The following is a 24,857-nucleotide window of genomic DNA, read 5'->3' as shown; positions in this document are numbered from 1 at the left end:
GGTTCCTTTTCATCCCGCCAAACCTGCCTATGTTGGGTTTGAACACTCCGGGAGGGTGCAATGGACAGATTCGACAACAGCCCCGAAACGGCCTTGCGCTGGTACCGCGACGGAAAACCTGTCGCAATAGCCACGGTGGTCGAGACCTGGGGCAGCGCGCCTCGGCGAGTGGGCGCTCAACTGGTCATCGGTGGCGACGGCCGCATCGAAGGGTCGGTCTCGGGCGGTTGTGTCGAAGGCGCGGTCGTGGTCGAAGCGCTGGAGGCGATCGACGAAGGTGAAGCACGGCTGTTGGAATTCGGCGTCAGCGACGAGGACGCCTTTGCCGTGGGGCTCGCCTGTGGTGGCACCATCCGCGTTCTGGTCGAGCCGGTGGGCAAGGTGCTGCTCGAACCGATGCTGCGGGAACTGGTTGAGGCCCGCGCCCGTCGGGAGGCTGTGGCCTATGAGGTGAATATTGAAACAGGTCAACGCGCCCTGCGACGCAATGCTTATGCAGACCGTCTGCGCATGGATCGATCCGGGTTTGAAGAGGACGGTCAGACCTTTGTCGCGGTGCACAACCCGCCTCTGCGGCTTATCATCGTTGGCGCAGTTCATATCGCACAAGCTTTGGTGCCAATGGCGCGGATCGCCGGTTACGATCCGGCCATCATTGACCCGCGCGATGCTTTTGCATCCAGTGCGCGTTTTCCTGGTGAGACGATCCTGACCGATTGGCCAGACGAAGCCGCTGCCAAGCTGGGGATGGACGCACGGACGGCGGTGGTACTGTTGACCCATGACCCCAAGCTGGATGACCCGGCTTTGCAATCTGCTCTGCGGGCCGGAGTTTTCTATATCGGCGCATTGGGTTCGACACGAACCCATGCCAAACGGGTGGTGCGGATGAAAGAGGCCGGGTTCACTGATGAACAGATTGCGCGCATCCACGGGCCGGTTGGTCTGGACATCGGCGCTGCGGACCCTTCGGAAATTGCAGTGTCCATTCTGGCGCAAATGACAGCCGTTTTGCGGGGTAAGGCGTGAAGTTCGGTCCCGTTCCCGTTGATCAGGCCGACGGAGCGATACTGGCGCATTCCGTAAAGGCCGGAAAGACCAAACTGCGTAAGGGCCTCTTGCTGACGGCCGAGCATCAGGAGGCATTGGTCGCAGCCGGGTACAGTTCGATCACAGTTGCCCGGCTGGAGCCGGGAGATTGTCATGAAGACAAAGCGGCCGGGATGCTGGCCGACGCTCTGGTGCCAGACCCCAAGTCGGCCACGTTGCGGGTGACGAAACCGTTCACCGGCCGCGTGAACCTGTTGGCGGAGGGACCGGGTGTTGCCGTGCTGGATGTTGCCGCACTTGAGGCGTTCAATCAGGTCAACCCGATGATCACCGTGGCCACCGTGCCGCAACTCCAGCAGATGACTGTCGGCGGCATGGTTGCGACGATCAAGGTGATTTCCTACGCCGTTCCGGGGGGGGACGTTCTTGAAGTGTCACGATTGGCAAAGGGGGCGATCCGCCTTGCCACGCCCGTCTACCGAAACGCCGGGCTGGTTGTGACCGACATTCCCGGCGGGCCGCCGAACGAGAAAGGCATCGCGGCGATTCAGGGGCGGGTGGAGGCCCTCGGATTGGAACTGGCCGATGTGCGGGTTGTACCGCACCAGACCGAAGCGCTTGCGTCGGCAATCAGGGAAACGCGGGGGGATGTGTTGATGATCCTGACCGGCTCGGCCACCTCGGATGTGTCGGATGTGGCCCCTGAGGCGGTGCGCGCTGCAGGCGGGCAGGTGGACCGTTTCGGAATGCCGGTCGATCCGGGGAACCTGCTGTTTCTGGGGTCTCTGGACGAACGCCCGGTGATCGGACTGCCGGGTTGCGCGCGGTCTCCTGCGTTGAACGGGGCGGATTGGGTCCTGTCCCGCGTGGCCTGCGGTATCGAAACGACCGGCGCGGACATTGCGGCGATGGGGGTCGGCGGGCTGCTGAAGGAAATCCCGACGCGCCCGCAGCCAAGGGCCGGGCGCAAGGTGTAGCACAGCGGTTATTTGCCTTTCCGGTTCAACGATATAGGTGTTAGCGTTTGGCCGAGTGACCGACCAAAACAATCGCTAAATATTTTTGTTCTCAAACAAAAACTCCCGTGTTTAACTCGGCCTAGGGAGAGTTTCATTTTGGGAGGAACATATGACACAGGTCTCAATGACCGTGAACGGGAAATCCGTGAGCGGTGATGTCGAGGGCCGGACATTGCTGTCCAGCTTTCTGCGTGATCACCTGTCGCTGACCGGAACACATGTGGGCTGCGACACCGCACAATGTGGCGCGTGTGTGGTGCACGTGAACGGTGAGGCGGTGAAGTCCTGCAATATGCTGGCGCTTGAGGCGGACGGGGCCGAGGTCGGCACGATCGAGGGGCAGGCGAACGCCGATGGCTCGTTGAACGTCATCCAACAGGCGTTTCAGGATCACCACGGTCTGCAATGCGGTTTCTGCACGCCGGGCATGGTGATGAGTGCTGCGGCCCTGCTGAAAGACAACCCACGTCCGACCGAGGCCGAGATCCGCAAATATCTGGAAGGCAACCTGTGTCGCTGCACCGGCTACCACAACATCGTCAAGTCGATCATGGCTGCATCCGGCCAGGACGTCAGCAGCATCGCTGCCGAATAACATGAAGCGATTAAAGATCATCTTTCCTTTCTTCGCTCTGGTAGTTGCTTGTGTTCTGCTGCTGCGAGGGTGGACCTTGGTTGTGGAGTGGAACGATCCAGTTCCACATCACCTGCAACCATGGATGCTCTTAGGAAAGCTGATTGTTTTGGCCTTTGCTCTCTTTATCGGGTGGTCGGTACGGAAAAGCACGGTCAGAATTGGTGGAAAGTGACAAACGCTTCCGCCATTCGAGTATTAGGGAGGAGAACAAGCAATGCCCAAAGACAGTGGCATCGGAGCCAGTTCCAAGCGGCGCGAGGACGTACGCTTTCTGACCGGAGCGGGCAATTACACCGACGACATCAACGTACATGGCCAGGCCTATGTGCATTTCCTGCGGTCCGACATCGCGCATGGCCGGATCAAATCCGTAGATACTTCGGCAGCCGAGGGTATACCCGGTGTGGTCAAGGTCTTCACCGGCAAGGATTTCGAAGGCGTGGGTGGGATGCCCTGCGGCTGGGAAGTGACCGACAAGCACGGCGCGCCGATGCAAGAGCCGCCGCACCCCATTCTGGCGCAGGGTAAAGTGCGCCATGTGGGCGATCCCATCGCCGCAGTTGTGGCCGACAGTCTGGAACAGGCCCGCGACGCGGCCGAAGCGATCGATGTTGATATCGAGGAACTGCCCGCAGTGATCGACATGAAGGCCGCCGCGCAGGATGGCGCAACGCTGGTCCATGACGATCTGAAGAACAACATCTGTTATGACTGGCAATTGGGTGAGACCGACGACGCCAAGGTGAATGAGGTCTTTGCCAATGCAGCCCATGTCACCACTCTGGATTTGGTGAACAACCGCCTGGTCGCAAACCCGATGGAACCGCGCGTGGCGGTGGGCGAATACAAGCGCGGCACAGATGAATACACGCTGTTTACAACATCGCAGAACCCGCATGTGATCCGCCTGTTGATGTGTGCCTTTGTTCTGGGCCTTCCGGAACACAAGGTGCGCGTGGTGGCCCCGGATGTGGGCGGCGGCTTTGGCACCAAGATTTTCCATTATGCGGAAGAGGCGTTCTGCACCTTCGCCGCCAAGGCATGCAACCGTCCGGTTAAGTGGACCTCCAGCCGGTCCGAGGCGTTCATGTCGGACGCCCATGGCCGTGACCATGTCAGCAAGATCGAACTTGCGCTGGATGCGGACAATAACTTTATCGGTTTGCGCACCAATACTTATGCCAACCTGGGCGCGTATCTTTCGACCTTCTCCAGTTCGGTTCCGACTTGGCTGCACGGCACGCTGATGGCAGGCAACTACAAGACGCCGGTCATTCAGGTGAACGTGAAGGCGATGTTCACCAACACAGTACCGGTGGACGCCTATCGCGGCGCGGGCAGGCCCGAGGCGACCTTCCAGTTGGAACGCGTCGTGGACAAGGCCGCGCGCGAACTAGGCGTCGACCCGATTGCCTTGCGCCGTCAGAACTTTGTCACCCAATTCCCCTATGACACGCCGGTGGCGCTGACCTATGACACTGGGGACTACAATGGGACGATGGACAAGCTTGAGGCCGCCGCCGATCTGGCAGGCTTTGCCGCGCGTCGGGCGAAAAGCGAGGCCAATGGCAAGCTGCGTGGTCTGGGCGTCAACTGCTACATCGAGGCTTGCGGTATCGCGCCTTCGAACATCGTTGGCATGTTGGGGGCTCGGGCGGGTCTCTATGATGCAGCGACTGTGCGTGTAAACGCCACCGGTTCGATCAGCGTCATGGTTGGTGCGCACAGCCACGGGCAGGGGCACGAGACGGCCTTCCCGCAGGTCGTGGCCGACATGATCGGCATCGACGAGTCGATGGTCGAAATCGTGCATGGCGACACTTCGAAGATCCCATTTGGTATGGGCACCTATGGTTCGCGTTCGCTGGCGGTATGCGGCTCGGCGATGGTCAAGGCGACCGAGAAGGTGATCGAGAAAGCCAAACGGATTGCGGCCCACTTGTTGGAGGCGTCTGAGGCCGATATCGAGCTGAAGGACGGTCAGTTCAGCGTCGCGGGCACCGACAAGTCGGTGGCCTGGGGCGATGTGACCCTAACGGCTTATGTGCCGCACAACTATCCGCTGGAGGTCGAGCCCGGACTGGAGGAAACCGCGTTTTACGACCCGGCCAACTTCACCTTCCCGGCCGGAGCCTATGCCTGTGAGGTCGAGGTTGACCCCGAGACCGGTCAGGTCACCATCGAGGCCTTCACCGCCGCGGATGACTTCGGAAACATCGTGAACCCGATGATCGTGGATGGTCAGGTGCATGGCGGCATCGGTCAGGGCATCGGGCAGGCGCTGCTTGAAAACTGTGCCTATGACGAGAACGGCCAGCTGCTGAGTGCATCCTACATGGATTACGCCATGCCGCGTGCGGATGACGTGCCGTTCTATGGTGTGGATCACTCCAGCCAAACGCCTTGTACCCATAACCCGTTGGGCGTGAAGGGTTGTGGCGAGGCCGGTGCGATTGGTTCGCCGCCAGCGGTGGTCAATGCGGTGCTGGATGCGCTGAACTCGGGTGGCAAGGCCGTCGATCACATCGACATGCCGGTAAGCCCGTCGCGCGTCTGGGCGGCGATGAACAGCTGACTGGTTGGGGTGCGAGGGGCCGGCCCCTCGCGCTACCCGGAGTATTTCCAAAAAGATGAAGGGCAGCAGAGTGCCTTTCGGAAAGGAAGACGAAATGTACAATTTCGAGTTTGAGAAACCCTCGACCATTGCGGACGCGGTTGCCGCTTTGGGGTCCGAGGACGCGCAAGCGCTAGGGGGTGGACAAACCCTGATCCCGACGCTGAAGCAGCGGCTGGCGTCCCCGTCGTCGTTGGTATCGCTGAGTGGGATTGCCGAGATGAAAGGGGTTTGTGTCGAGGATGACGGATCGGTGGCCGTTGGCGGGGCGACGACCCATGCAACAGTCGCCGCCGATGCGGCCAGCAGCTATCCGGCCCTTGCGGCGCTGGCTGGTCAGATCGGTGATCCCGCGGTGCGCAACCGGGGCACCATTGGCGGGTCGATAGCCAATAACGATCCGGCGGCCTGTTATCCGGCTGCTGTGTTGGGTTCAGGCGCGACCGTCGTCACCAATGCACGGCAGATCGAGGCGGACGACTTCTTTGAGGGTTTGTTCTCCACCGCGCTGGACGAGGGTGAGATCGTCACCTCGGTCCGCTTCCCGGTGCCGGAGGCGGCGAGTTACCAGAAGTTCCTGCAACCGGCTTCACGGTTTGCCCTTGTGGGTGCCTACGTGGCGAAGTTTGCCGATGGCGTGCGTGTTGCCGTCACCGGTGCAGGCGAAGATGGCGTGTTCCGTTGGTCCGAGGCGGAAGAAGCGCTGAACAAAGAATTCCGTGCGGATGCGCTGATGGATTTGCGCATCAACCCGGCCAACATGATCGCGGATCTGCATGGCAGCAAGGAATACCGTGCGCATCTTGTCGGAGTCATGACCAAACGGGCCGTCGAAGCCTGTTTATGAGACTCAGTAACTGAGAATAGCCCCGGTTAAAGGCCGGGGCTTTTTACGTTCGGCGCAGTCTTGGCGGTTTGGCGGGTTGCCAATAGGCTCCGGTGTCCTCACGCGCCTTTTGATAGGCTTCGATCCGCTGTCGGGCCGCGTCGCCTCCGGCATCGAAGAGGTGGCCCAGCAGGCACTCCAGAACGGCCATCGCTCCGGTGAAACAGGAAAACGGGTACAGGGCGCGGGTGCTGACGGTAAAGGCGACGTCGGGCTCGACCCCGGGCGCAATCACGTCGCTGTCCGAGATCAGGATCAGGCGCAACCCTCTGTGTTTCGCGAACCGCATCGATTGAATGGTGTCCGCGGAATAGGGGTGGACGGTGATGGCGACCAGGCAGTCCTTTTGATCGGCATCCAGTAGATCATCGGCGGCAGACCCGATATGACGCGGCACCAGTTGGATGCCCGGGTGCGCCATGCGGCCGGTATAAGAGAAGTAGTACGCCAGCGCGTAGCTTGCGCGTGTCGCGGTGACGAAACACCTGCGGGATGTCGTAATGTGCCGGATGGCCTTGCGTGTCATGTCGGGCTTCATCAGACGCAAGGACCGGGTGACCACGTTTTGCTCATTCTGGGCCAGTTTGGACTGGATGTTACTGAAGGCGCCCTCGGATTGTAGTGTGTTCAGCCAATCCTGACCCAGTTCGCCTTCCCGGTCCGTGACCAAGGCGTTGCGGAACGGGGTGCGGAAGGCTTCGAAACCGTCAAATCCCATGCGCTGCGCAAGCCGGACCAGAACATTCGAACTGACGCCGATCCGGGTGGCCGTTGTACGGATCGGGTCCAGACCGAAATCTCCGGGGTGATCGATGATGTACTTGGCGGCGGCTTGTAGGGCCGAAGGCATCCGTTCGATATCCTGACGCAGGCGGTCAGTGATCTGGTTGGGTGTGTTTTCCATCGGAAAAGAAAAAACATATGTTTTGTGTTTAGCAAGTAAAAAACGACCGAGGTTAGATTACATGGCAGGTGTCATCCAAGGTATGAGCATGTCAGACACGCGAATAGATAAAGAATCCTCCCGACGCCCTTATGTGCTGGTCGCTCCAAATGGTGCACGGCGGGGGGCTTCAGATCACTTGGAATTGCCGGTCTCAATTGATCAGATCGCGGACACGGCGCGTGCCTGTTTCAAGGTTGGGGCGCATGGGCTGCATCTGCATGTTCGGGACAAGCTGGGGCGGCACTCGCTGGACGCGGGTCAATACCTTGAAACGATGGCCGAACTGCGTCGGGTCGTTCCGAAGATGGATATTCAGATCACGACCGAGGCTGCGGGCGTGTTCGACGTTTCCGCCCAGTTCGCCTGTCTTGAAAAGGTGCAGCCGGATTGGGCTTCGGTGTCTGTCCGGGAAATCTCGCGGGCGCCCGAATTGGCACCACAAGTGTATGGGCTGTGCGCCGAACAGGGAACGCGGGTGCAGCATATCCTGTACGACGCGGATGACGCGGCCTTGCTGACACAGTGGCAAAATACCGGAATTGTACGGGATAGTCAGGTGGATCGTATTTTGGTTCTGGGGCGATACACTTCAGGTCAACAATCCTCACCTCAGGATTTGGATCAGTTTCCCCAAGCCCCATCGCCTTGGATGGTTTGCGCCTTTGGTGCGCAGGAACATGCTTGTCTGGCGTATGCTGCCCGGCGGGGCGGAGACGTTCGGGTTGGCTTTGAAAACAGCCTGACCGATCAAAACGGAAAATTCTGGAAAGACAATGCCGCGTCGGTGACGGCGCTTGTTGCCATGTTGGAAGGGACAGTCGAATGAGCCACGTATTCCCGCGTCACACGAAATCAGACCTGCCGGTCGCCGCATGGGGGGACGGATGCTATCTGATCGATGCGCAAGGCCGCCGTTACCTGGATTGTGGTGACGCCGCCGTGTCCTGCCTTGGCCATTCCAATCCGGCGGTAATCCGGGCGGTACAGGAGCAGGTAGAGAAAATCGCCTTTGCACATACGGGGTTCATGACGTCGGAACCGGCTGAAGCGCTGGCGGATTTGCTGGTCGAGCAGGCTCCGGGCGATCTCGATCGTGTGTATTTCGTCTCGGGGGGGTCCGAGGCGACAGAGGCGGCAATCAAACTTGCGCGACAGTATTACCTGGAGATTGGTCAGCCCGAGCGGCGGCACGTGATTGCCCGGAGGCAGAGTTACCACGGCAATACTCTGGGCGCCCTGTCGGCTGGAGGGAACGAATGGCGGCGGGCGCAGTTTGCGCCGATGTTGATCGACATGACCCATATCGCGCCTTGCTATGAATATGCCGAGAAGCCAGAAGGCGAGAGTAGCCATGACTACGGTCAGCGTGTCGCCAACGAGCTGGAGGCTGAAATCCTGCGGCTGGGTTCCGAGACCGTGATGGCCTTCATGGCTGAACCGGTTGTCGGAGCGACCTTGGGCGCAGTGCCTGCGGTTGAAGGGTATTTTAAGCGCATCCGCGAGATCTGCGACCAGTACGGCGTGCTGCTGATTCTGGATGAGGTGATGTGTGGAATGGGTCGTACAGGGCATCTGTTTGCCTGCGATCATGACCGAGTCGCTCCGGATATCCTGTGCATCGCTAAAGGGTTGGGGGCTGGGTATCAGCCGATCGGGGCGATGATGTGCACCGGCAGGGTTTACGATGCGATCCGCGACGGGTCCGGGTTCTTTCAGCACGGCCACACTTACATTGGCCACCCGGTCGCCACCGCGGCGGCATTGGCCGTTATCCGCGAACTGACTGGCCGTGATTTGCCCGCGAGGGCAGGTGTCATGGGTGAGAAACTGCAATCGGCGCTTGAGGCCGCGTTGGGACAACATTCCAACGTCGGAGATATTCGGGGCCGTGGCTTGTTCCGAGGCATTGAGCTGGTCGCGGATCGCGACAGTAAAACACCGTTCGACCCAGCGCTCGGCGTGGCAGGAAAGATCAAGAAGGCTGCGCTGGCCGAAGGTCTGATCTGCTACCCGATGTCCGGCACACGGGATGGGCGGTTGGGCGATCACATCCTGCTGGCACCGCCGTTCATCATTGAAGAGGCACAGATCGACGAGTTGGTCGGAAAGCTTAGCAAGGCAATATCAGCGGTGATCTGACGGACGAAAAGGAAAAGCCCCTTCGGATGATGATGCATTCCATAGGATGGAACACAAAATCGCAAGCTTTACAGTAAGCGAAGATGCTTAAGATATGGCCGCCTCCACACCGGACGCGGCCATATTTAGTTCAGTACATCGAACACCTTCGCGCATTAAGTGTTTCGAGGCTCCTCCTTTGGGATTTTTGCTATCCGATCGGACCTTCTCAAAATGGTAGTAAGTCTGCCTAAGGATCCGTTTTCAGGAGGTCCAGGCGACTTGCGATTGAATGACTCCAAGAGACATCGTAAGATGCGGTTTTAACGTCTAAAAATCGGTATTTCGGACTTATACGCCAGCCAGAAGAAGCCTTCGAACGAACCCATCCTCTTTGGTTTGATCGTAGATTTCCATGTCGGGGTGGGCTTTAGGTTGCCAGGTGCGGCCAAATTCAACCGCGCAGGAAACAGGGATTGCTGGAAACACCATTACCTGACATCCATGCCATGCTCATTCTTGATTTCGTCAAGGGTTGAGCGGACTATCGTTCCAAAACGGCCCAAGTCGCCTTTGTGCCGGATAACTCCTTACCGTTGCATATTGCTGCATATCTCCCAGATGGAAACGTCGCCACCAGCTTTAGCGGCGATCCGATCGTCAGAAATGTGCGAGGTGATTGAGAGTTGCAAGGCCACACATTTGGCCCCCTGAGTTCCCTTCGAACAGGAGAATTCGACTTTCGGCCATCCTCAGGCCATGCCCATTGCGCTGGTTCAGGGTGGCGCTCGTTAAAGTCGGCTTCCGAAATGTCTGAGATGAGGCGCCCCGAGTCCATCAGGTGGGGGACCGGAGGCAGGCCAAACACCGACAGATGGCGAACCTCACCACTTTCGAAGCGGCCTTGGATCAACTTTGAAAACCCTTCTCGCAGGACTTCAGGCTGAACGGACCAGTATGTCGGGTCACTGTCATTGAAGTGCATACCTCGGACCTCGATCTCGGCCAGCCGCCTTTCAGCTGGTTCCCGGTTTGGAATGATTGCATCCACGCAATCTTCGAAAGGCACAGCTGTTTCGTTTGGACCAATCGGCGCCGAGAACTGTAAAATGTGGGACCTGCTGTCAAGTCCGGCCGAAAGCACTGTATCAACCCATTCTTCATGCTCTCGCTTCATTTTTAGAAGCAGTTTTCAGGGTAATCGCGCCATGTCATTTTGTCGTCGATGATGCGGCGGTGTATACCGCACATCAACATGAGGTTTTCGACACGGGCAGTGAGATGGTGCGATCGTTTTTCGTCGCCTTTGGGTCCGTTTGGATCAGGTGAAACGATGTGCGCGAGAAAATACTTGGTTCGAACAAATTTTTTCGCGTAGATTAACAGCTTTCGGTGCCCGAGAAAGTTCTCTCAGGAATTTCGCGTTGTGGTCCTGTCAGCGGTACATCAATTTCCTCTTCAAAATTAAAACCCTGCCGCGACTTGCGCGACAGGGTTTGTTGTAGGCGTGTCCCACCCCACGGAATGCGTCACTCGGATGAGGGGGTTTTGAATTTTCGGTCGATCAAGACCTTATTTCTGCGGCAGAGGCCCGATCATCATGATCATCTGACGGCCTTCCATCTTGGGCATGTTCTCGACTTTGCCCAGATCCTTTATGTCTTCGGCCACACGTTCCAGCAGCTCACGGCCCAGATTCTGGTGCGCCATCTCGCGACCGCGAAAGCGCAGAGTCACTTTGACCTTGTCGCCCTTTTCCAGGAACTTGAAGACATTCTTCATCTTGACGTCATAGTCATGGGTGTCGGTGTTGGGCCGGAACTTGACCTCTTTCACCTCGATGACTTTTTGCTTTTTGCGGGCTTCACTTTCGCGTTTCTGCTGTTCGTACTTGAACTTGCCGAAGTCCATGATCTTGCAGACCGGCGGGTTCGCGTTGGGCGAAATCTCGACAAGGTCAAGGCCGGCATCGGCCGCAAGTTGCATGGCTTTGGCGGGATGAACCACCCCGACGTTTTCACCTTCGGCGCCGATCAGGCGAATTTCGGGGGCACGGATCTTTTCATTGACGCGCGGGCCGGTGTCTCTCTGCGGCGGCGCGTTGTGAGGTCTGCGGGCTATGGGTTCATTCCTTTGATAATTGCAGAAATTCGAGCCCGGAATTTAGACTGCTGCGCGTCTTGATTCAAGCTCCAACCTTGCCGAAAGGGCTCAATTAATCAGGTTTAACAGCAGGTTTATGCGCGGGCCGCGGCCATTCCAGGGGCCCGCGCGAATGTATCAGCCGACAAAGGCCTTTTCGATCACGAATTCCTTGGGCTCGGAATTGGCGCCTTCGCGCAGACCGAACTCTTCCAGAATGGCTTTGATGTCCAGGTTGAAGGCCAGCGAACCGCAAACCATGGCGCGGTCGGTTTCCGGCTTGATGCCGCCCTCTATACCCAAATCGGCAAATACGGTGCCGTCTTTCAGCAGGTTTGTGATGCGGCCCATCTTGGGGCTGCCTTCCCGTGTGGTGGTCGGGTAATAGCGGATCTTGTCCGCAAAGCCTTCGCCCATCAGTTCAGCCAACATTTCATCCTGGCGGATGCTATCTATCAACTGGCGGCCATATTCCAGTTCCGCCACCTCGCGGCAGGTGTGAGTGATGATGACCTCGTCATAGTCTTCATAGGTCTGCGGCTCGCGCAGCAGTGAGGCGAAGGGCGCAAAGCCGGTGCCGGTGGCGAAGAACCACAGACGCTTGCCGGGCAGCAAGGCGTCGTGGACCAGCGTGCCAACGGGCTTGGGGCGCAGGATGATCTGATCGCCCGGCTTGATGTGCTGCAGTTTCGAGGTCAGCGGGCCGTCCTGCACCTTGATCGAGTAGAACTCCAGTTCTTCGTCCCAGGACGGCGAGGCAATCGAATAAGCGCGCAGCAAGGGTTTGCCGTTGTCGCCAAGCAGACCGATCATCACGAACTCGCCCGAGCGGAACCGCAGCGAGGCTGGGCGCGAAACCTTGAAGGAAAACAGGCTGTCGGTCCAGTGTTTGACGTCCGTTACGGTCTGGGCGTCCGGCAGAACGGGGGCCTTTACGGCGGTTGCTTCGGTCACGGGCTTCATCTCTGTCATCGTTTCACTGCCGGTCTGCTAAACCGACATCTCCGTTTAAGCTTTGATCCACATCAGGAAAAGGGGCAGATTGCCCCTTTCCTTAATTTAAGCTGGCTGTTGGCGGTCTTAGCCGCGCAGGCGAGCCTGATAGCTGTGGTCTTTCCAGTTTGCGCGGGCCAGCCACTGATCTTCGGGTTGACGGGCGGCCAGAGCATCGTCGATCTCGACTTCGTCAAATCCGCTGCGGCGCGCCATGGCGTATTGATCAGCCAGGACGTGTCCTTTGGCGCGCAAGCGGCCGGTATAACCTTTCAGGCGCAGTACACGTGCGATTGTAAAGCCACGACCATCGGCTGAGGACGGAAAGTCAACGCGCACCATCTGGGCATTGCCCAGACGGTCAATCAGCTCATCCGGGTCAATGTCCGAGGCCACATCCAGCGCGACCACATCATTGGCCGCGTCTTCCAGCGTGACAAAGCCGTCGGTCCAGTCATCGGGGGCAAACCCCGTATCCGATACGATTACGTTCATGTTTTCTCTCCGGCGCGCACCATCTTGCCATCGACAAAATGGATACCGCATTCTTCTTTGTTCTGATCGCGCCAGCGTCCGGCGCGGGGGTCTTCGCCCTCTTTGACCGGCGAGGTGCAGGGCGCACAACCGATCGAAGGGTATCCTTTGGCCACCAGCGGGTGCCGGGGCAAGTTGTTTTCGTCCATATAGGCGCGCACGTCCTCGGGCGCCCAATGGGCCAGCGGGTTGACCTTGATCCGGCCTGTGCCGTCCTCAACTTCAAAGAAGTCGAGCGTGGCGCGGGTGCCGGACTGGAACCGTTTACGCCCTGTGATCCAGCCGTCATACCCTGCCAGTGCCCGCTGTAGCGGGAAGGTCTTACGCAGGTTGCAGCACGCATCCATGTCCCGCAGACGCAGCGCGCCATAGGGGTCGTCGCGCTGCAAGTCTTCATCATCGGCGCGGATGATGTGAACATTTTTAAGGCCCAGACGTTCGCTTACCTCCTGCTGGTATTCCAGCGTTTCGGTGAACAGCATCTGCGTGTCCACAAACAGCACCGGGGTCATCTTGTTGACCACCGCCGCCATGTGCAGCAACACAACCGATTCCGCACCAAAGCTGGAGACCAGAGCAAGCTCTTCGATCTCCTCCAATGCGCCATGCATGACGTCATGGGCGCTGTGGTGGCGGAACTGGGCGTTAAGCGCCTCGACCTTTTCGGTCAGTTCGCTTCGGTCTTTGCCCAGTTCCGTCTGGATCAGGTCAAGCGGCATTGGCCTGCGCCTCGGGGTAGAGCGCCGCTTTGAACGGCGCCATGCCTACCCGACGATAGGTCTGCAGGAAAGTTTCCTCGCTGCTTACGCGTTGCTCCAGGTACGTGTCGACGATGCGTTCCACGGCGGGTACGATCTCGTCATAGGCAAAGCCCGGACCGGTGCGATCGCCGATGGCAGCCGTCTCGGTGCCGTCGCCACCCAGAGTGATTTGATAGTTTTCGACGCCAGCGCGATCCAGACCCAGAATGCCGATATGACCCACGTGGTGGTGACCACATGCGTTGATGCAGCCCGATATCTTGATCTTCAGGTGACCGATATCATGCTCCAGCTTCAGGTCTTCGAAGCGGGTCGCAATTTCCTGCGCCACCGGGATCGAGCGGGCCGTCGCCAGCGCGCAGTAGTCCATGCCGGGGCAGGCGATGATGTCGCTGATCAGGCCGATATTGGCAGTCGCCAGTTCGTACTCTTTCAGCTTCGCGTGGATCGCGGGTAGGTCCGACTTGTGGACATGCGGCAGGATCACGTTCTGCTCATGGCTGATGCGCAACTCGTCATAGGCGAACTCTTCGGCCAGATCGGCCATCACGCGCATCTGTTCGGCGGTCGCATCACCCGGCGTTTGGCCGTGTTTCTTGATCGAGATCGTGACAATCGCGTGGTCCGCGTTCTTGTGCGGCGCGATGTTGGTATCGACCCACGAACGGAAGACCGGATCGTTGGTGTAGGCGCTTTCGAACGAAGCAACCGAACCTTCACGGAAGGTGGGCGGGGCGAAATGGCCCTTGATCTCTTCCAACAGGTTCATGTCGGCGCCCTTGAATTGCGGGCGAACCTTAAGGAACCGCTCATTCACTTTGGCGCGGATCGCGTCGATACCATGCTCATGCACGGTGATCTTGATGCGCGCCTTGTACTTGTTGTCGCGGCGGCCGATCTGGTTCCACACGGAAACGGTGGCCTCCAGATACGCCAGCAGGTCGTCAAAGGCGACGAATTCGGACAGTTCCTTGCCGATCATTGGCGTGCGGCCCAGACCGCCACCGACGATGACGCGGGCACCCAGAACGCCGTCACGCTCGATCAGTTGCAGGCCGATGTCATGCGCCTTGATCACCGCGCGGTCGTTTTCCGAGCCGGTGATGGCGATCTTGAACTTGCGCGGCATGAACTGGAATTCCGGGTGGTCGGTGGACCACTGGCGCAGCAGTTCGGCATAGGGGCGCGGGTCGGCGACCTCATCCGCGGCGGCACCTGCGAAATGGTCGGCGGTCACGTTGCGGATGGTGTTGCCCGAGGTCTGGATGGCGTGCATGCCAACCTCGGCCAGCGCGTCCAGCATATCCGGCACATCTTTCAGCTTCGGCCAGTTGTACTGGATGTTCTGACGGGTGGTGAAGTGGCCATAGCCCTTGTCCCATTTTTCAGCCAGCAGTGCCAACTGACGCATTTGCGCGCTGTTCAGCGTGCCGTAGGGAATGGCGACCCGCAGCATGTACGCATGCAGCTGCAGATACAGGCCATTCATAAGGCGCAGGGGTTTGAATTCGTCTTCGGTGAGCGAGCCGTCGATGCGACGCTCGACCTGCGCGCGGAACTGCGCGTTACGTTCTGCCAAAAATGCTGTGTCGAACTCGGAGTAGCGATACATGATTAGCTGTCCTTGGTTGCAGCCCCGAACCTTGGGGCCTTGAAGGGGAGAGAGAGGGCCGAGGGTCAGGCCCGGGGCTGCGTTGCTGTTTCCTGCTTGCCATGGGCATAGTTCGAGGGTCCGGTGCGGCGGAAATCCTCGCGGAAATGGGTGGGTTCGGGGCCGTTTTCACCTGCGGTGGCATCGGCCAGATAGGCACCGACGATCTTGCTGGCCTGACGGGTGGCATCCAGCAGACGGACCTGTGCGTGGGCCTCATCCGTGATCAGCTCAGCCTCGGAGAGTTCACGCGACCAGCGGTCGTCTTCGGTCAGATAGATAACGTCGCCTTCCAACAGATCGTTGGCGGTGACCACTTTGGGGGTAAAAGCGCGGGCCATCAGGCGTGCTCCTTCTTGAATTCGGTCAGGGCCTTGGCCGCTTGGCGCGGGGCGAGGCCATAAAAGGTCAGGGTGGGGCCGTCCATTTCGGCGGCGTTCAAATCGGTGGGCAACTGGTCCAGCGTCGTGGCCAGAATGCGTTGATCAGGGCGTGAGGCGTTTTCCACCAGCGTCACCGGCGTTTCGCGATCGGCGCCGTGCATGATCAGGCGGCCCTGAATGAAACGGGCGGATTTCTTGCCCATATAGATCGCCGCCACGGAACCGGCGCGTGCCAGCGCGGTCCAGTCGTGATCGGCAAAGCCTTTCATGTCGTGGCCGGTCAGGAACCGCACCGAGGAATTGCGGCCGCGGCGGGTCAGGCTTTGACCAATTCCTGCAACCGCAGCCGATGCCGCGGTGATGCCGGGAACAATCTGCCAAGAGATGCCAGCAGCCTCGACCGCTTCGATCTCTTCATCCAGACGGCCAAACACAGTGGGGTCACCGGATTTCAGGCGCACGACGTGGTGGCCCTTCACGGCGTAGTCGACCAGCAGTGCGTCAATGTCTTCCTGTTTCCACGAGGGGCCGAACCCAGCTTTTCCCACGTCAACCAATTCAGCTGTTCTGCCGGCTAGTTCCAGAACCTCGGCGCTGATCAGACGGTCATGCAGAACAACATCAGCACGCTCTAAGGCATTCAGCGCCTTGAGCGTCAGCAATTCCGGATCGCCCGGACCCGCGCCGACGAAGTCGACGTGACCTGTGCCATCATATGAATGCGTAGCTTGCATGTTACGTTCCGCTTGGTTTGACTTGACCAGCAATATAGGAAATATTCCCGGTATTACGCCATATGGGCGCTCAAATAAGAACAAACGTTCCGTCAGTGCTTTGATCTGGGACGCGAGTTTCGAAACGAAGGAAAAATTGGAATGTCGGTGCGGATTGATGACACGGATCGGAAAATTCTGGTCGAGCTACAGCGCGATGCCAGCCAATCGCTGGACGAAATAGCCGCCCGCGTCGGCAGTTCCAAGACCCCGGTCTGGAATCGAATCCGCAAGCTGAAAGGAGCCGGAGTCATCGGTCAGCAGACCGTTTTGCTGGACGCCGAGGCGCTGGGTTTCGAGGCAACCTTCTTTGTACTGATCCGCACCTCGGAACATGAAGCAGAGTGGCAACGCAAGTTCCTCAAAGCCCTGCGGGATCGACCGGAAGTGCAGGAGGCGCACCGGCTGGCCGGGGACATTGATTATATCCTCAAGGTCCGGGTCAAGAATGCGCGGGCCTATGACGAATTCTACCAGACCCTGATTTCCGAAGTGCGTGTGCACAACGTGACCGCACTGCTATCGATGGAAGAGATAAAGTCCACCACCATGCTGCCACTGAATGCGCTGATCGAAAGCTGAAACAAGTCAGACCTGTACCATCAACCGGGTCAGGCCGTGGAAGTGGTAAGTGTTCGAGTATTCCGGTTCCGCTGTAAGGCGCAGGTTCGGGTAGCGTTCGAACAGCGCCCTCAGGGCAATCCGCATTTCCAGCCGTGCCAGCGGGGCACCGACACAGAAATGCAGCCCGCCGCCGAAACTGGTATTGGTCACGATCGGGCGCGTTGGATCAAAGCGGTTCGGTTCGGCCCAGACCGAAGGGTCTCGGTTGGCCGCCCCTAGCAACAGCGCAACCTCATCGCCGCGTTTGAATCTGTGGCCGAATAGCTCGACCTCCTTATAGGCATAGCGGGTAAACATATGCAGCGGAGGGTCGAAGCGCAGGATTTCCTCGACCAGACCGTGCAGTTCCCAGGACCGAGGGTCGAGGCCCAATTGCAGAACCGTCTTCACGCCGTTGCCCAGCGAATGAACAGTGGCTTCATGCCCAGCGTTCAGCAGCAGAATGCAGGTGGCGACAAGCTCGTCGCGTGAGAGTTTCTCGCCATCCTCTTCAGCGGAAATCAGGCGGGTGATCAGGTCGTCCTGAGGGTCAGCGCGGCGTTTTTCAACGTAGTCGCATAGGAAAGCGGTGAAATCCTGTGCGGCGGTTGCGGCGAAGTCCTCGGTTTCTCGCGTGCGGCTGGCCTGATACATCGCCACCATGGCATGAGACCAACGTAACAGATCGGGGGACATCTCCTCGGGCACGCCCAACAGGCGGCAGATTGTGATCACGGGAACCTGCGTACAGAAGGCACCCAGCAGGTCAAAGGGGGTATCCGGAAAGCGGTCGATCAGGTCGTGACTGAGATCGCGAATGGACGGCTCAAGCGCAGAGATAGCGCGTGATGTAAAGGCCCGCATGACCAGCGCCCGCAGGCGTGTGTGGCGGGGCGGTTCGGCTTCCAGCAACGAATGCGCCTCGACATTCAGCCACGGCGCCAGATGGGCGGGGCCGGGGCGCTGCAACTCGGCAGGGACCTCGCGGCCGAAACGGCGATCCTTCAGCAGAGCCTGCACAGCCCGGTGTGAGACAGCCGCGACTTTTTGGTAATCCTCCCAATAAACAAGGTCCCCATACGCGCGAGCCTTGTCATAAAAGGGGTAGGGGTTTTGCAAGAAACCCGGATCTACCGGGGATTGGAGTACCGTCTTCATGCGGTGCAGACTTGCCATGCGGCGCGCTGAATGCAAGACCCTATACTATGCAACGGGTTTGGGTGATCCTGGGATTTCTGTGTGCTGTCGGGCTGTTGTCCGCCGGGGTCTGGTCCTATGGCTATAGGCAGGCGCTGTCTCAGCTGAGCGAAAAGGCCGAGGCCGATCTTGAACTGGCCGCTGACCGGCTGAGCACGCAGATGCAAGTTTATCAGGAACTGGCTGTGCTGATGGCAAAGCACCCAGCCCTTCGAAAGCTTGAAACCCTGGAACAGCAAAGCACGGCCCGGGAGATACTGTTGGATGTGGCGGACAAGACTGCGGCTGTGAACATGATGTATCTGGACCGAACCGGAGAGGTTCTGGTTTCGGCGCAGCCCGTCGAACAGGACAACATGACCGGGCACCCCGCTTTTGAGCGTGCATTGCAGGGGGCGTTGGGCAGCGCGCATGGTTTGATGCCAATCAGCGGCGACCGGATCTACTCCTATGCGGCCCCGGCGTTTGATACCTCAGGCCGGGTCGAAGGCGCGCTGATGGTAGTAGCCGATGTACAGGATGTGGAACAGACTTGGCGTGGCAGCACCGAGGCCGTATTCTTTATTGATGGGGACGGTGTGGTCTTTATCTCGAACAGGTCTGACCTGTTGTTCTGGCACCGTGCCGATGGGCAACAGGGGCTGACACCGCCAGAGGGCGGTAAGGTCGATTTTTCCTCGACCCGGGTCGGGCCACATGAACTGTGGAAGCTCAACTGGGGTCGCTACCTGCCAAGCCGCGCGTTGCACCTGATGCTTGATCTGCCGGTGATCGACATGACGGCTGAGGTGTTGGTGGATGTTGCGCCCGCCCGGCGTCTTGCTGGATTGCAGGCCGCAACCGTCGCTGCGATCTGTCTGGCGTTCGGAGCGTTGCTGTTTCTCGCAACCGAGCGCAGGCGTACATTGGCCGAAGCCAACGCGGTTCTGGAAAGTCGAGTCGCGCAGCGTACCCGCGCCCTGACCGCCGCAAACACGGCCCTGCGCCGCGAGGTTCATGAACGGCAGGAAGCGGAAACAGCACTGAAGCATGCGCAGGAGGAGCTTATTCAAGCTGGCAAGCTGAGTGCTTTGGGGCAGATGTCCGCGGGCATCAGTCATGAGTTGAATCAGCCCTTGATGGCGATCCGGCAGTTTGCCGACAACGGGGCGGCGTTCCTGTCCCGAGGGCGTGAAGAAAAGGCCGCTGAAAACCTGACTCGCATTTCCGACATGGCCGCTCGGATGGCACGGATCATCAAGAACCTGCGCGCCTTTGCCCGCAACGAAAGTGAGCCGATGGGCAAGGTCGATCTGGTGCAGGTGATCGAAACGGCTGTGGAGTTGACCGAGGCGCGGCTGCGCGCTGAAGGAGTGACCTTGGACTGGCATCCGCCAAAAAAACCGGTTTTTGCGTGGGGAGGCGAGGTGCGGCTGGTTCAGGTCTTTGTGAACCTGATCAATAACGCTGCAGACGCAATGAGCCAGCAGGATAAGCGCCTAATCCGCATTGCGATCGAGGCTGGTGAAAGGCTGACCGTTACGGTGCGCGATATCGGTCCGGGCATCGAAAACACCGAGAAACTGTTCGAACCCTTCTATTCGACCAAGGCGGTAGGATCGTCCGAGGGGATGGGGCTTGGTCTTTCGATCTCCTACGGTCTGGTCCAGAGTTTCGGGGGGAATATTCGCGGTTCCAACGCGCCGACCGGTGCAATGTTTACCGTTGAACTTGAATACTACCGTGAAGATGAGGTGGCATGACCCGCAAGGTTTTATTGGTTGACGATGACGCCGCTGTGCGTGAGGCACTGGCGCAGACGCTGGAACTGGCCGACTACGCGCCGGTCACAGCGGGATCGTTCGTTGCCGCCAAAGATCAAATCCGTGCCGATTTCCCCGGTGTCATCGTGTCGGACATCCGTATGCCCGGGCGGGATGGCTTTCACCTTTTGACCTACGCCCGCGAAATTGACCCTGAACTGCCCGTCATCCTGTTGACCGGAGAAGGGGATATTCCCATGGCGGTTCGGGCAATGGGGCAGGGTGCTTTCGATTTTCTCGAAAAGCCATGTGCCGCAGCCGACCTGTTGGAGGTTTTGAACAGGGCTTTTGATGCGCGTAAGCTGGTATTGGAACAGCGCACGCTGAAACACGAGTTGGAACGCGGCGACCCCGCCGCGCGCCTGTTGTTCGGATTGTCCGCTCAGGCCGAAGCATTGAGAGAGCGGGTGCGGGCCGTAGCCCCGACCGGGGCCGAGGTTCTGGTCACCGGCCCTGCAGGCAGCGGGATTTCCAAAGTGGCAGAAGTTGTGCATCTGATGTCGCCGCAGGGACAAGGCCCTTTTGTAAAAAGGCCGTCGTCCGGTCTGACCCCCGATGCGTTAGTTCAGGTCTGTGAGGATGCGGCCGGAGGGTCGCTGTTTCTGGACGAGATCTCTGCGATGCCCGAAGCCACTCAATACGCCGCGCTGGAGGCGGTCGAGCAAGGTATTGGCGCGCGGATACTGGCCGGCACAACGGCTGATCTGGCCGCCTTGTCGGCAGAGGGGCGGTTTCATGCGGACTTTTTCTATCGGTTGGACGTGATGCGGGTGCGTATCCCGTCTTTGGCTGAGCGACCCGAAGACATTCCGGTGATCTTTCGACACTATGTAGAGCAGGCAGCCGAACAGGCAGGCATCGCGGAACCCGAGATTTCGTCCGAGCATCTGGCGTTGTTGATGACCAGCGATTGGCCCGGGAACGCCCGGTCGCTGATGTCCGCGGCCATGCGGTTTGTACTTGGGATGCCGGAAGAGGTTGCGCAGTCCGCCGATCTTGGGTTGAGCGAGCAGATGGCACGGGTGGAACGGTCTTTGCTGATTGCTGCACTGGGGCGGTATAACGGTAAGGCCTCGGACGCCGCCAAGGCGCTGAAGCTTCCGCGCAAAACTTTCTATGACAAGCTGGCCCGGTATCAGATTCGACCTGAAGACTACCGCAGATGATCGAAGGGCTTCAGCCACTTTGATCGCATTTTCATGCGGTTAGTAGTGTCCGAAAAGGAAGGCCACAGGCGTGGGCTGCAGCTGACGCAATGTAGCAGGCGCGTGATTCTGTGACTCGATTCGGGAGGCGTGCGGAAATCCGCACAGCGAGCTTCTTGCATGTGCGAAAATTCGCACACCGAGTCATGGTGCCGAAAACGTGACGATGCGAGACGGCTTTTATGCGATTGTTACAAAAGGAAAAAACAGAACACAGCGAGAGTTGTAATAAATCGTTGAGCCGCATCCACTGATTCGGTTCACTTCCCGGCACGAGGCGCTGTTTCGGCGCCCTTTGGAAAATTGAGGAAGTCTGGGAGGAAAAACAGATGAAATTCCTGACAACGGCTGCAACCGCAGTCGCGCTCACCGTAACTGCGACCGCCGGTATGGCCGCCTGTGATGACGGTGAGATCGTCGCAAAGTTTGCGCACGTAACAAACAGTGACAAGCACCCCAAAGGTATCGCGGCATCGCTGCTGGAAGCGCGTGTCAACGAAGAGATGAACGGTGTCTTGTGCGTAGAGGTCTATCCGAACTCGACGCTCTACAACGACGACAAGGTGTTGGAAGCAATGCTGCAGGGCGATGTCCAACTGGCCGCTCCGTCGCTGTCCAAGTTTGAGAAGTTCACGAAACAGTTCCGTCTGTTTGACCTTCCGTTCATGTTCAAGAACATCGATGCCGTGGATGCGTTCCAGGCCTCGGCTGAAGGACAGGCGATGAAAGACAGCATGCAGCGTCGCGGCCTTCAGGGGCTGGCTTTCTGGCACAATGGCATGAAGCAGATGTCGGCCAATAAACCGTTGGTTGATCCTGCCGATGCAGAGGGTTTGAAGTTCCGCGTACAGTCTTCGGATGTTCTGGTGGCGCAAATGGAAGCCATCGGCGGCAGCCCGCAGAAAATGGCATTCTCGGAAGTTTATGGCGCACTACAACAGGGCGTTGTAGACGGGCAGGAAAACACCTGGTCGAACATCTACGGCAAGAAGTTCTTCGAGGTGCAGGACGGCATTACCGAGACCAATCACGGTATCATCGACTATCTGGTCGTGACCTCGGTTGACTGGCTGGACAGCCTTGACCCCGAAGTGCGCGAACAGTTCCTGACAATTCTGGCCGAGGTCACTGAGACCCGGAACAAGGAAGCCTTTTCTGTGAACGAAGCCGCCAAAGCCTCGATCACAGATGCTGGCGGTATCATTCGCGAACTGGATCCTGAACAGCGTCAGGCTTGGGTCGATGCGATGAAACCGGTTTGGGACAAGTTTGCCGACGACGTTGGTCAGGACAAGATCGACGCTGCTCAGGCGATCAACGCCGGGTTCTGATCCTGAAAAAAGCCGCGCGTCCGAAGACCGGATGGTCACCGGAGCGAAGGTGGGGCGGGCCCCCCGAAGGCCCGCCTGAAATCACTCTCATCACATAAATTGCGGGGACAATGAGATGTCTGGTGCGAAACCCGGCCAAGGCGGGCTGACCGACCATATCGAAGAAACCCTGATTGCGTTGCTGCTAGGCCTCATGACGGCCGTGACATTTGCCAACGTAATCGCGCGGTTCGTTTTTAACTCCAACATTCTGTGGGCGCTTGAGCTGACAGTGTTTACCTTTGGCTGGCTGGTTTTGCTGGGCGCGTCTTATGCGGTGAAGAAACACGCGCATCTGGGCGTCGATGCCATACTAAACATGCTGGCCCCGGCACCGCGCCGGATTTTGGCGCTGATAGCTGTTGGCTGCTGTCTGGTGTTTTCGCTGCTGATGCTCAAAGGTGCGTATGACTATTGGGCCGTGTTTGCCGATCTGCCGCCCACTTCGGGCCGCTGGTTCCCGACCGGGTTTAATTTTGATGCACGAAGCCAGAGTTTCTACGAAGTTGACGACATCCCCATGGTCGCCCCGCTGCGGTTTCTGGAAGAAATGATCAACTACGGCGAGTCCTACGAGAAGCTGCCCAAGGTTGTTCCCTATTTCATTCTGCCGCTGTCGATGCTGCTGTTGGTGATCCGTTTCGCGCAGGTCGCTGTACAGATCTGGCGCGGTGAGACCGACCGTATCGTCGCCAGCCACGAAGTCGAGGACGAGATCGAAGAGGTCCGGGCTCAGCAAGGAGAGCATGACTGATGGACGTAGTACTTCTTTTCTCGATGGTCATTGGCCTGCTGCTGATCGGCGTTCCGATTGCGGTGGCTCTGGGCCTCAGTTCGACGCTGTTCCTGCTGATCTATTCCGATAGTTCGCTGGCATCTGTCGCGGGTACGCTGTTTGAAGCGTTCGAAGGGCACTTTACCTTGTTGGCGATCCCGTTCTTCATTCTGGCCTCGTCCTTCATGACGACGGGCGGTGTGGCGCGGCGGATCATCCGGTTCTCGATTGCCTGTGTTGGGCATCTGCCCGGTGGTCTGGCGATTGCGGGCGTGTTTGCCTGTATGCTGTTCGCGGCACTGTCGGGGTCGTCCCCGGCGACTGTGGTCGCCATCGGTTCAATTGTCATCGCCGGTATGCGGCAGGTTGGCTATTCCAAGGAATTCGCTGCTGGCGTGATCTGTAACGCCGGTACGCTGGGCATTCTGATTCCGCCGTCGATTGTGATGGTTGTCTATGCGGCAGCCGTTGAGGTCTCGGTCGGGCGCATGTTCCTGGCGGGCGTCATTCCGGGCCTGATGGCCGGTCTGATGCTGATGATCACCATCTATGTCATGGCCAAGGTCAAGAACCTGCCAAAAGGCGAATGGAAGGGCTGGGGCGAGGTCATAACCTCGGCACGTGAAGCCGGTTGGGGCCTGTTCCTGATCGTTATCATTCTGGGCGGTATCTACGGTGGTATCTTCACACCGACTGAAGCTGCTGCGGTTGCGGCGGTCTATGCCTTCCTGATTGCAAGCTTTGTCTACAAGGACATGGGACCGCTTAGTACGGAAGAGGGAACGGAAAACGTTCCGCTGCTTAAGAAACCCTATGCGCTGATTACTGCATTCATTCACCCGGACACAAAACACACGCTGTTCGAAGCCGGCAAGCTGACCGTCACGCTGCTGTTCGTGATCGCCAACGCGCTGATCCTCAAGCACGTGCTGACGGACGAGCAGGTACCGCAGCACATCGCCAACGCGATGCTGTCTGCGGGTTTGGGTCCTGTGACTTTCCTGATCGTGGTCAACGTGATCCTGTTGATCGGTGGCCAGTTCATGGAACCGTCAGGCCTGCTGGTGATCGTGGCCCCCCTGGTGTTCCCGATTGCGATCGAGTTGGGTATCGACCCGATCCATCTGGGTATCATCATGGTGGTGAACATGGAGATCGGGATGATCACACCTCCGGTCGGACTGAACCTGTTCGTGACGTCGGGCGTGGCGGGAATGCCGATGATGAAGGTGGTGAAGGCGGCGCTGCCGTTCCTGGCCGTGCTGTTCGTCTTCTTGATCATGGTGACGTATATCCCGTGGATTTCGACCTTCCTGCCCAACACATTCATGGGGCCGGAAATCGTGACCAACTAACGGGTTTCGACAAACCAAGATTGAGCCGGGTCCGTGCAAGGGC

General features: G+C 58.7%; 24 protein-coding genes. 13 read left to right on the top strand and 11 right to left on the bottom strand.

Features of this window, described 5'->3' with window-relative positions; all coding sequences use genetic code 11:
• The first annotated feature begins 60 nt into the window (after positions 1-60).
• The 5 genes from ACR0IM_RS03450 (at position 61) to ACR0IM_RS03430 (ending at position 6,167) form a co-directional block, all read left to right on the top strand.
• Complete coding sequence (locus tag ACR0IM_RS03450; RefSeq protein ID WP_480680826.1) at positions 61-1,029, top strand: XdhC family protein; 969 nt, start codon at positions 61-63, stop codon at positions 1,027-1,029.
• Entirely contained in the window at positions 1,026-2,027 is a 1,002-nt protein-coding gene (locus ACR0IM_RS03445) for a molybdopterin-binding protein (RefSeq protein WP_480590704.1), read from the top strand. The genes ACR0IM_RS03450 and ACR0IM_RS03445 overlap by 4 nt, the downstream gene beginning before the upstream one ends.
• A gap of 151 nt (positions 2,028-2,178) precedes the next feature.
• The gene (locus tag ACR0IM_RS03440) at positions 2,179-2,664 is read left to right on the top strand and encodes a (2Fe-2S)-binding protein (protein WP_480640501.1); all 486 of its coding nucleotides are present in this window, start codon (positions 2,179-2,181) and stop codon (positions 2,662-2,664) included.
• 256 nt (positions 2,665-2,920) lie between these two features.
• Positions 2,921-5,281 carry a xanthine dehydrogenase family protein molybdopterin-binding subunit gene (locus ACR0IM_RS03435; RefSeq protein WP_480680824.1) on the top strand — a complete coding sequence of 787 codons (2,361 nt, stop codon included), beginning with the start codon at positions 2,921-2,923 and terminating at the stop codon, positions 5,279-5,281.
• 94 nt (positions 5,282-5,375) lie between these two features.
• Positions 5,376-6,167: an FAD binding domain-containing protein gene (locus tag ACR0IM_RS03430; protein ID WP_480680823.1), complete on the top strand. Its 792-nt coding sequence runs from the start codon at positions 5,376-5,378 to the stop codon at positions 6,165-6,167.
• Between the two features lie 43 nt (positions 6,168-6,210).
• Here ACR0IM_RS03430 and ACR0IM_RS03425 read toward each other — a convergent pair whose 3' ends face one another.
• The gene (locus ACR0IM_RS03425; RefSeq protein WP_480680822.1) at positions 6,211-7,110 is read right to left on the bottom strand and encodes a MurR/RpiR family transcriptional regulator; all 900 of its coding nucleotides are present in this window, start codon (positions 7,108-7,110) and stop codon (positions 6,211-6,213) included.
• Positions 7,111-7,171: 61 nt separating this feature from the next.
• On the opposite strand from ACR0IM_RS03425, the gene ACR0IM_RS03420 reads away from it, so the two are divergent.
• Positions 7,172-7,978: a beta-keto acid cleavage family enzyme gene (locus ACR0IM_RS03420; protein ID WP_480680820.1), complete on the top strand. Its 807-nt coding sequence runs from the start codon at positions 7,172-7,174 to the stop codon at positions 7,976-7,978.
• The gene (locus ACR0IM_RS03415) at positions 7,975-9,291 is read left to right on the top strand and encodes an aspartate aminotransferase family protein (RefSeq protein WP_480680819.1); all 1,317 of its coding nucleotides are present in this window, start codon (positions 7,975-7,977) and stop codon (positions 9,289-9,291) included. Before ACR0IM_RS03420 ends, ACR0IM_RS03415 begins: the two co-directional genes overlap by 4 nt.
• 330 nt (positions 9,292-9,621) lie before the next feature.
• Here the strand turns inward: ACR0IM_RS03415 and ACR0IM_RS03410 are convergent, their stop codons facing one another.
• From ACR0IM_RS03410 to cobA, 9 genes are all read right to left on the bottom strand, one after another.
• A complete protein-coding gene (locus ACR0IM_RS03410; RefSeq protein ID WP_480640495.1) occupies positions 9,622-9,762 on the bottom strand; it encodes a hypothetical protein in 141 nt (46 codons plus the stop codon).
• A gap of 52 nt (positions 9,763-9,814) precedes the next feature.
• Positions 9,815-10,447, bottom strand: a complete 633-nt coding sequence (locus ACR0IM_RS03405) for an SAVED domain-containing protein (protein WP_480680817.1) — start codon at positions 10,445-10,447, stop codon at positions 9,815-9,817.
• Positions 10,448-10,842: 395 nt separating this feature from the next.
• Positions 10,843-11,304 (bottom strand): translation initiation factor IF-3, encoded by a 462-nt coding sequence (infC, locus tag ACR0IM_RS03400; protein WP_480640780.1) that lies wholly within the window; start codon positions 11,302-11,304, stop codon positions 10,843-10,845.
• 246 nt (positions 11,305-11,550) lie between these two features.
• Entirely contained in the window at positions 11,551-12,384 is an 834-nt protein-coding gene (locus ACR0IM_RS03395) for a ferredoxin--NADP reductase (protein WP_480680816.1), read from the bottom strand.
• 108 nt (positions 12,385-12,492) lie between these two features.
• The gene (locus ACR0IM_RS03390) at positions 12,493-12,900 is read right to left on the bottom strand and encodes a DUF934 domain-containing protein (RefSeq protein ID WP_480590722.1); all 408 of its coding nucleotides are present in this window, start codon (positions 12,898-12,900) and stop codon (positions 12,493-12,495) included.
• Positions 12,897-13,658 carry a phosphoadenylyl-sulfate reductase gene (locus ACR0IM_RS03385; RefSeq protein WP_480680815.1) on the bottom strand — a complete coding sequence of 254 codons (762 nt, stop codon included), beginning with the start codon at positions 13,656-13,658 and terminating at the stop codon, positions 12,897-12,899. Before ACR0IM_RS03385 ends, ACR0IM_RS03390 begins: the two co-directional genes overlap by 4 nt.
• Positions 13,648-15,312, bottom strand: a complete 1,665-nt coding sequence (locus ACR0IM_RS03380) for a nitrite/sulfite reductase (protein ID WP_480680814.1) — start codon at positions 15,310-15,312, stop codon at positions 13,648-13,650. The genes ACR0IM_RS03385 and ACR0IM_RS03380 overlap by 11 nt, the downstream gene beginning before the upstream one ends.
• Before the next feature lie 65 nt (positions 15,313-15,377).
• The gene (locus tag ACR0IM_RS03375) at positions 15,378-15,692 is read right to left on the bottom strand and encodes a DUF2849 domain-containing protein (protein ID WP_480640490.1); all 315 of its coding nucleotides are present in this window, start codon (positions 15,690-15,692) and stop codon (positions 15,378-15,380) included.
• The gene (gene cobA, locus ACR0IM_RS03370) at positions 15,692-16,468 is read right to left on the bottom strand and encodes a uroporphyrinogen-III C-methyltransferase (RefSeq protein WP_480680812.1); all 777 of its coding nucleotides are present in this window, start codon (positions 16,466-16,468) and stop codon (positions 15,692-15,694) included. The genes ACR0IM_RS03375 and cobA overlap by 1 nt, the downstream gene beginning before the upstream one ends.
• 141 nt (positions 16,469-16,609) lie before the next feature.
• On the opposite strand from cobA, the gene ACR0IM_RS03365 reads away from it, so the two are divergent.
• Entirely contained in the window at positions 16,610-17,089 is a 480-nt protein-coding gene (locus ACR0IM_RS03365; RefSeq protein ID WP_170324770.1) for an Lrp/AsnC family transcriptional regulator, read from the top strand.
• Positions 17,090-17,095: 6 nt separating this feature from the next.
• Here ACR0IM_RS03365 and ACR0IM_RS03360 read toward each other — a convergent pair whose 3' ends face one another.
• Entirely contained in the window at positions 17,096-18,268 is a 1,173-nt protein-coding gene (locus ACR0IM_RS03360) for a cytochrome P450 (protein ID WP_480680811.1), read from the bottom strand.
• 47 nt (positions 18,269-18,315) lie between these two features.
• Here ACR0IM_RS03360 and ACR0IM_RS03355 point away from each other — a divergent pair, with 47 nt between their 5' ends.
• The 5 genes from ACR0IM_RS03355 (at position 18,316) to ACR0IM_RS03335 (ending at position 24,814) form a co-directional block, all read left to right on the top strand.
• Positions 18,316-20,049, top strand: a complete 1,734-nt coding sequence (locus tag ACR0IM_RS03355; protein ID WP_480680810.1) for a sensor histidine kinase — start codon at positions 18,316-18,318, stop codon at positions 20,047-20,049.
• Positions 20,046-21,275 carry a sigma-54-dependent transcriptional regulator gene (locus ACR0IM_RS03350; RefSeq protein WP_480680809.1) on the top strand — a complete coding sequence of 410 codons (1,230 nt, stop codon included), beginning with the start codon at positions 20,046-20,048 and terminating at the stop codon, positions 21,273-21,275. Before ACR0IM_RS03355 ends, ACR0IM_RS03350 begins: the two co-directional genes overlap by 4 nt.
• 368 nt (positions 21,276-21,643) lie before the next feature.
• Positions 21,644-22,645 carry a DctP family TRAP transporter solute-binding subunit gene (locus ACR0IM_RS03345; RefSeq protein ID WP_480590738.1) on the top strand — a complete coding sequence of 334 codons (1,002 nt, stop codon included), beginning with the start codon at positions 21,644-21,646 and terminating at the stop codon, positions 22,643-22,645.
• Positions 22,646-22,760: 115 nt separating this feature from the next.
• The gene (locus tag ACR0IM_RS03340) at positions 22,761-23,438 is read left to right on the top strand and encodes a TRAP transporter small permease (protein WP_480640485.1); all 678 of its coding nucleotides are present in this window, start codon (positions 22,761-22,763) and stop codon (positions 23,436-23,438) included.
• On the top strand, positions 23,438-24,814 hold the full coding sequence (locus tag ACR0IM_RS03335; RefSeq protein WP_480590742.1) for a TRAP transporter large permease: 1,377 nt from the start codon (positions 23,438-23,440) through the stop codon (positions 24,812-24,814). Before ACR0IM_RS03340 ends, ACR0IM_RS03335 begins: the two co-directional genes overlap by 1 nt.
• Positions 24,815-24,857: the final 43 nt, after the last annotated feature.

It is taken from the genome of Ruegeria sp. BF6, assembly GCF_056538665.1.
This window is presented reverse-complemented; position numbering and strand designations above follow the sequence as displayed.